This window comes from Lentimicrobiaceae bacterium, assembly GCA_028697555.1.
Taxonomy (GTDB): domain Bacteria; phylum Bacteroidota; class Bacteroidia; order Bacteroidales; family UBA4417; genus UBA4417.
In genome coordinates, this window is record JAQVEX010000033.1 from 22,625 (window position 1) to 28,937 (window position 6,313).

Annotated in this window: 7 protein-coding genes; 4 read left to right on the plus strand and 3 right to left on the minus strand. The window is 36.2% G+C overall.

The features are described 5' to 3' along the window. Positions 1-93: 93 nt before the first annotated feature. Positions 94-330 carry a 50S ribosomal protein L28 gene (gene rpmB, locus PHP31_06560; GenBank protein MDD3738938.1) on the minus strand — a complete coding sequence of 79 codons (237 nt, stop codon included), beginning with the start codon at positions 328-330 and terminating at the stop codon, positions 94-96. 310 nt (positions 331-640) lie between these two features. On the opposite strand from rpmB, the gene PHP31_06565 reads away from it, so the two are divergent. The 4 genes from PHP31_06565 (at position 641) to PHP31_06580 (ending at position 4,702) form a co-directional block, all read left to right on the plus strand. Continuing rightward, positions 641-1,444: a TrmH family RNA methyltransferase gene (locus tag PHP31_06565; GenBank protein MDD3738939.1), complete on the plus strand. Its 804-nt coding sequence runs from the start codon at positions 641-643 to the stop codon at positions 1,442-1,444. 79 nt (positions 1,445-1,523) lie between these two features. Continuing rightward, positions 1,524-2,432 (plus strand): hypothetical protein, encoded by a 909-nt coding sequence (locus tag PHP31_06570; GenBank protein MDD3738940.1) that lies wholly within the window; start codon positions 1,524-1,526, stop codon positions 2,430-2,432. An 89-nt stretch (positions 2,433-2,521) separates the two neighbouring features. Beyond that, positions 2,522-3,403, plus strand: coding sequence for a diacylglycerol kinase family lipid kinase (locus tag PHP31_06575; protein ID MDD3738941.1), 882 nt, complete (start codon positions 2,522-2,524; stop codon positions 3,401-3,403). 51 nt (positions 3,404-3,454) lie between these two features. After that, positions 3,455-4,702 carry a mechanosensitive ion channel gene (locus PHP31_06580; protein MDD3738942.1) on the plus strand — a complete coding sequence of 416 codons (1,248 nt, stop codon included), beginning with the start codon at positions 3,455-3,457 and terminating at the stop codon, positions 4,700-4,702. A 296-nt stretch (positions 4,703-4,998) separates the two neighbouring features. On the opposite strand, the gene idi is transcribed toward PHP31_06580, so the two are convergent. Together idi and PHP31_06590 are read right to left on the minus strand one after the other, a co-directional pair. Next, the gene (gene idi, locus PHP31_06585; GenBank protein MDD3738943.1) at positions 4,999-5,544 is read right to left on the minus strand and encodes an isopentenyl-diphosphate Delta-isomerase; all 546 of its coding nucleotides are present in this window, start codon (positions 5,542-5,544) and stop codon (positions 4,999-5,001) included. 21 nt (positions 5,545-5,565) lie between these two features. Further along, positions 5,566-6,313 (minus strand): AAA family ATPase (locus tag PHP31_06590; GenBank protein MDD3738944.1); only part of this gene is annotated, 748 nt, incomplete at its 5' end.

Consider the following 6,313-nt stretch of genomic DNA (forward strand, 5'->3'; position numbering starts at 1 on the left):
GGCAAATAATTATAATTTAAGTTAAAAAAAATCTGCTATCACCGAAGTGATAGCAGATAAACAAAAAATTATGAAAAAAAATGTGGGATAGTACTAAAGTACCAACCCTTGTTGTTTAGCTTCTTTTAAAACAGCGCTTATGCCTTTTTTATTAATTGTACGAAGAACAGATGTTGAAACTTTTAGAGTTATCCATCTATCTTCTTCCGGAATATAGAAACGTTTCTTTTGTAAATTTGGATAAAATTTACGTTTGGTTTTTATATTCGAGTGAGAAACTTTATTCCCTACAATTGCTTTCTTTCCTGTTAAGTCACAAACTCTTGACATAATTCAATCTTTTACTTTGTTTTTTGTAATTTGGTTTTGCAAAAATACTACTTTTTTTTAATCTACAAATTATTTCATTAAAATATTTTCATTTACGATAAGTATTATTTCAAGAATTGCTTCTGTATGTATTGTGGTTATTGAGTTTGCTAAAATTTGTTATTTATCTCTAAAAACAAATACGGTATTTTGTAACTTTGCAAAATAGAGAATGTGCGGAACTAATATGCAGTTGAAATTTTAGAAACAAAAAAAGTAACCAAAAGCATATGAGTTTTACGCGTTTTTCAAAAATATAAACAGCATAAATATGAACATTACATCAGCATCAAATCCGCGTATAAAATATATATTGCAATTACAAAAAGACTCAAAGTTAAGAAGGACAGAAGGTAAGTTTGTTGTAGAGGGCTACAGAGAAATATACAGGGCATTGGCTTCGGGCTATGTGATGGATACCTTATACATTTGCGACGAAATAATTGAGGGTAGCAAAATTGATGAAATTAGAAAGTTTGAAAATCGCATCAATAACCATGTGCAAGTCTCTCGTTCGGTATTTAATCGTGTTGCGTACCGCAACGATGTGGAAGGAGTTTTTGCCGTAGCTAAGACAAAAAGTCATGATATTAGCCAATTGCATTTTCCCGAAAACCCACTTTTGTTGGTTGCACAATCTATTGAAAAGCCGGGCAATGTCGGAGCCGTTCTCCGCACCTGCGATGCTGTAGGTGTTGATGCTGTCATCCTTTGCGATTCTGTTTCTGATTTGTACAATCCTAATACTATAAGGTCTAGTTTAGGTTGTGTGTTTTCTTTGCCAATAGCTGTAACTTCGTCAAAAGAAGCAATTAGTTTTTTAACCGACAAGAAAATTCAAATAAATTCGGCTTTTATTTCCGACGATGCCATTTCCTGCTATTCTGTCAACTATAAAAACGCATCTGCCATTGTTGTAGGTTCCGAAGCTGATGGTTTAAGTGCCGACTGGTCGGGGTGTAGTACTAATAAAATAATGATACCTATGAATGGCATCGCCGATTCGTTGAACGTGTCGGTTAGTGCTGCGGTAATATTATTTGAGGCTTATCGTCAGCGTGTACACGACAAATAATATTTTTTTCCGCTGGCACGATATTTGGTTGTTAAGTACGTATTAACTAATTATTATTTAACTAAAAAAAGGTATTTATATGAAAAAAATTAAATTCATTTTCGCTTTTCTTGCTATAGCAGGAATGTTTATGGTAACATCTTGTGGAACTGAAGAAACAACAGATCCACCAACAATTCAATTTAAAACCGGACAAGAATATACATCAACTAATGTTGTTGTCGTTCCAGGTTCAGATATTAGAGTAGGAGTAGAGGCTTTTGCACAAGCTAATTCAACTTTAAAACGTTTCAACTTTTCAGTTCAGTTCGAAACCGGCGAACTTAGATCGATTTTTGATACAACTTTCTCGACAACAACCTACACTTTTGACGAGGTAATTGAGGTTCAGGAGGAAGAAGCAAGCGTAAATTATCTTTTTACCGTGTATGACGACAAAAATCAAAGCAATCAGATACAATTTACTGTAACTACTGAGGCAGCTCCCGGAAATATCCGAGTTTACGAAAATGTAATTCTAGGAGCTCAAAACTCTACAGTTGGTTCTTCATTTGCATCAAGCAACGGAACAGTTTATACACTAGCCGATGCCAGAGCTAACAGCGCACTTATCGACTGGTTGTATTTTTACAATGAAAACTTGGAAGCATGTATAGCAGCTCCCAATGATACAGATGCACAAGGTGCTTTCGGCGATTATGCAAGCGCACCGGCAAATTGGGATACTAAGAATCCTACAAAATTTAAAGTTGTTGAACTTCCCGAAGGTACAGTTTGGGCTGACATTACCAACGATTTAACCATTGTTAGACTTGCAACCGACGTTGAAGAAAGTAAAGTTGCTTTCTTAGGAGTGGGCAAAATTATAGCTTTCAGAACAGTTGCCGGTAAACTTGGATTACTTAGAGTTGAAGAAATTACTCAATTAGACGGTCCTTTAGGCTATCAAAAAGGAACAATCACGTACTCAATAAAAGTACAAGAGTAGTATTTTAATAAAATTTCATATAAAAAGGCTGTTCATTGATTTGAACAGCTTTTTTATTAACTTTGTAATAAAAATTTAATCAAAGCATAATGAAGCAAAATGTTGTTTTTATTGTAAACCCAAAGGCTGGAGTTATTCCTAAGAATAAATCGTTCATAGATTTTGTTACCGAAACTGCTTTTCCTGCCAGCAAATTTAATGTTGAAGTAAAAATGACATCATATCAGGGTAATGCCAAAGAATTGGCTGAGGAAGCCAAAAGTAATGGTGCCGATATTGTTGTATCGGTTGGGGGAGACGGAACTCTTAATGAAATAGCTACTAATCTCGTTGGTAGCGATGTTTCGCTAGGAATTGTTCCGGCAGGTTCGGGAAACGGATTGGCACATTATCTTAAAATACCTTCGTTGCTGTCGCAATCGTTACGTGTGATTTCTGCAGGCAAAACCAAAAAAATAGATGTTGGTAAAGTTAATGACAATATGTTTTTAAGTATAGCAGGTGTCGGCTTTGATGCTCACGTTGCGAACCTGTTTCAACATCAAAAAATAAGAGGATTAATTTCGTACTTAAAAGTTATTTTGCAAGAATATCCTACTTACGAACCTAAATATTATGATATAAAAATAGATGATAAAACTATTATCAGGAAAGAAGCGTTGATGGTTGTGGTAGCCAACAGCAATCAGTTTGGATTTAATGCCAAAATTGCACCCAAAGCAAGGATAGACGATGGTTTGTTAAATTTATGCGTTTTTGACAAAATACCACACACCGAAATTCTGACAGTATTATATTCACTCACTAGAGGCAAAAAGATAAAAAAGTATGCAAGCTATTACAAGGTTAGAAATGTTAGTATAGTTGCCGAAGACCCTTCGGTAGTGAATATTGACGGCGACCCTATAAGTATGGAAATGCCTTTAAACTATTCGGTATTGAAAAGAAAACTTAAAATAATAGTCCCGTAACGGGCAAAATGTAGGGTTTTATTATATTTGTTTCGTAAAAATATAGAAATTATGTTCGAGAGTTTATCAAATAGTTTTAGAGAATGGTTGATACGAATAGGTGTTGGCGAGTCAACAGCTATTTTTATTGAGTCAATTACAGATTTTATTCTTATACTTATTATAGCTGTAGTAGCTTATTATATAACCAAAACAGTAATAAGAGCCGTTGTTTATCGTATTGCTCGCAAGACGACCAACAATTGGGACGATATATTGGTTGAGGAAAAGGTGTTTAACAGCATTTCTATGTTAGTTCCGGGCTTAATAGTTTTAAATACTATTAATGCCACCTTGATTGAGCATGCCGGAATAATAAGACTTGCAGAAAGAACAACACTGATATATTTAGCTATTATTGTTGTTATGATATTTTTCAGGTTTTTAAACGGCTTTGAAAGAATATACAATCAGAGGGAAAATGCAGATAGGCACCCAATAAGAAGCGTAATACAGGTTTTAAAGTTTTTCATATTCGCTTTTGCGGTTATTTTTATAATTTCAATATTTTTAAAACTAAGTCCGAGAGGTATTATAGGAGGTTTGGGAGCAGGTTCTGCAATAGCAATGTTGGTTTTTAAAGACCCGATATTAGGCTTTGTTGGTGGTATTCAGTTGTCGTTAAACAATATGGTTGGCATTGGCGACTGGATTTCAGTACCTAGCAAGGGTGTTGACGGCGATGTGGAAGAAATTGGTCTAACTACTGTTAAAGTCAGAAATTTTGATAAAACAATAGTTAGTATTCCAACATACAATCTAATTACCGATGCATTTCAAAACTACCGACCCATGCAAGAATTAGATGTAAGGCGTATGAAACGTTCGGTTAATATTGATGTTTCAAGCATTAAGTTTTGCACCAACGAAGATCTTGAAAAATACAGTAAGATAGCCCTTATTAAAGATTATATAACCGAAAAGCAAAAAGAAATAGACGAATACAACGCCGAAAAAGAAGTTGATACAACTCAGAAAATTAACGGTAGGCGTCAGACCAACATAGGAGTTTTCAGAGCTTATTTAACTGCTTACATTCACAATCATGAGGCAATAAGCAAGGATTATACGAGGATGGTCAGACAGCAGCAACCGACTTCTACAGGAGTTCCTGTTGAAGTTTACGCATTCATCGATACGGCAGTTTGGGTCGATTACGAAGCTATACAATCGGATGTATTCGACCATATTTTGGCAATTATTCCATTCTTCGACCTACGTTTGTATCAGTTCCCGATAGGATATGCGGAGGGTAATTAGTGAGTGGTGGGTGGTGGGTGGTGAGTGGTGAGTGGTGAGTGGTGTTGCGGGTTACGTGTTGCGTGGTGCGGGTCGGCTCTTGGCTCTTAGCTCTTAGCTATTGGCTAAGTTCAGTCCCGAAGTTTCGGGAGAGTTCTGAGTGTGGAGTTAGTCTCGAAGTTTCGGGACAAAAAGCTAACGGCTAATGGCAAAAAAAGTTACGAGTTTCGAGTTAAAATTTGATAAATCTAATTTCTAACTTCACCAGCCAAAAGCTAAAGGCTAATGGCTAACGGCTAAAAGCTAAAAGCCAACAGCTAAACATTTGAAAGTTGCAACTCGTTAGTGTTTATCAAAGAAAACATTTTTTCCATAATAATCCTGAACCAAGGTGTATATTTTTCAGGATTGGATTTTAATTCTTGCTCCAATTTATCAAGTTTTATCCATTGGTAGTTGCAGACTTCGTCGGTATTGATGTTGGGGATTGTTTCATTCTCGACAAAACCCAAAAACACATGGTCGAATTCGTGTTCGGTAAGACCGTTGTCAAATTCGGCTTTATATACAAAATCGAATAATTTTTTCAATTCCGCTTTTATTCCCATTTCTTCTTCAAGGCGTCTGTTAGCAGCGTCTATGGGTTTTTCACCTTTTCGGGGGTGTGTGCAACTCGCATTTGCCCATTTTCCGGGCGAATGGTATTTATGCAAAGCCCTTTGCTGGATAAGCATTTCGGAGTTGGAGTTTAATATAATTACCGAAATTGCACGATGCAGGACTGCTTTTTCATGAGCTTCTTGCTTGCCCATCAAACCGATTTCATTGTCGTTTACATCAACAAGTACAACTTTTTCTTCCATAAATAATATTGCAAAGGGGTACTACTTCATTAATTCTTCAATAATGAAATCTTCTTTTATGCCTTCGGCTTCGGCTTTGTAGTTTCTGATAATTCTATGTCGCAGTATAGGAATAGCTACGGCTTTAACGTCTTCTATATCCGGACTGTACTTGCCGGAAATAGCAGCGTGTACTTTTGCTCCGATTATCAAGTATTGCGAAGCACGCGGACCAGCTCCCCATGTCAGATACTGATTGCTTAAAACGTGAGCCTGAGCAGTATTAGGACGGGTACTGTACGCCAAATTTACTGCATAGTTGTAAACATTATCGGCAATTGGTATGCGAGTTATTAAATCTTGAAAATGTATTACTTCTTCGGCATTCAATATTACATTAATATAGGGTGTTTCGTGGCTTGTAGTAGATTTAACAATTTGTATTTCTTCGTCTATTGACGGATAATCCAATTTCAGATTAAACATAAATCTATCTAACTGAGCTTCGGGCAAAGGGTAAGTACCTTCTTGTTCTATGGGGTTTTGTGTGGCAAGAACAAAAAAAGGCAGAGGTAAATTGTTTTTAACTCCGGCAATGGTAACAGCTTTTTCCTGCATCGCTTCAAGCAAGGCACTTTGAGTTTTGGGAGGAGTTCTGTTAATCTCGTCGGCTAAAACTATATTGGCAAAAACAGGACCTTTGATAAATTTAAAGTTTCTGTTTTGGTCTAATATTTCCGTTCCAATTATGTCGCTTGGCATAAGATCGGGGGTAAACTGTATGCGACTG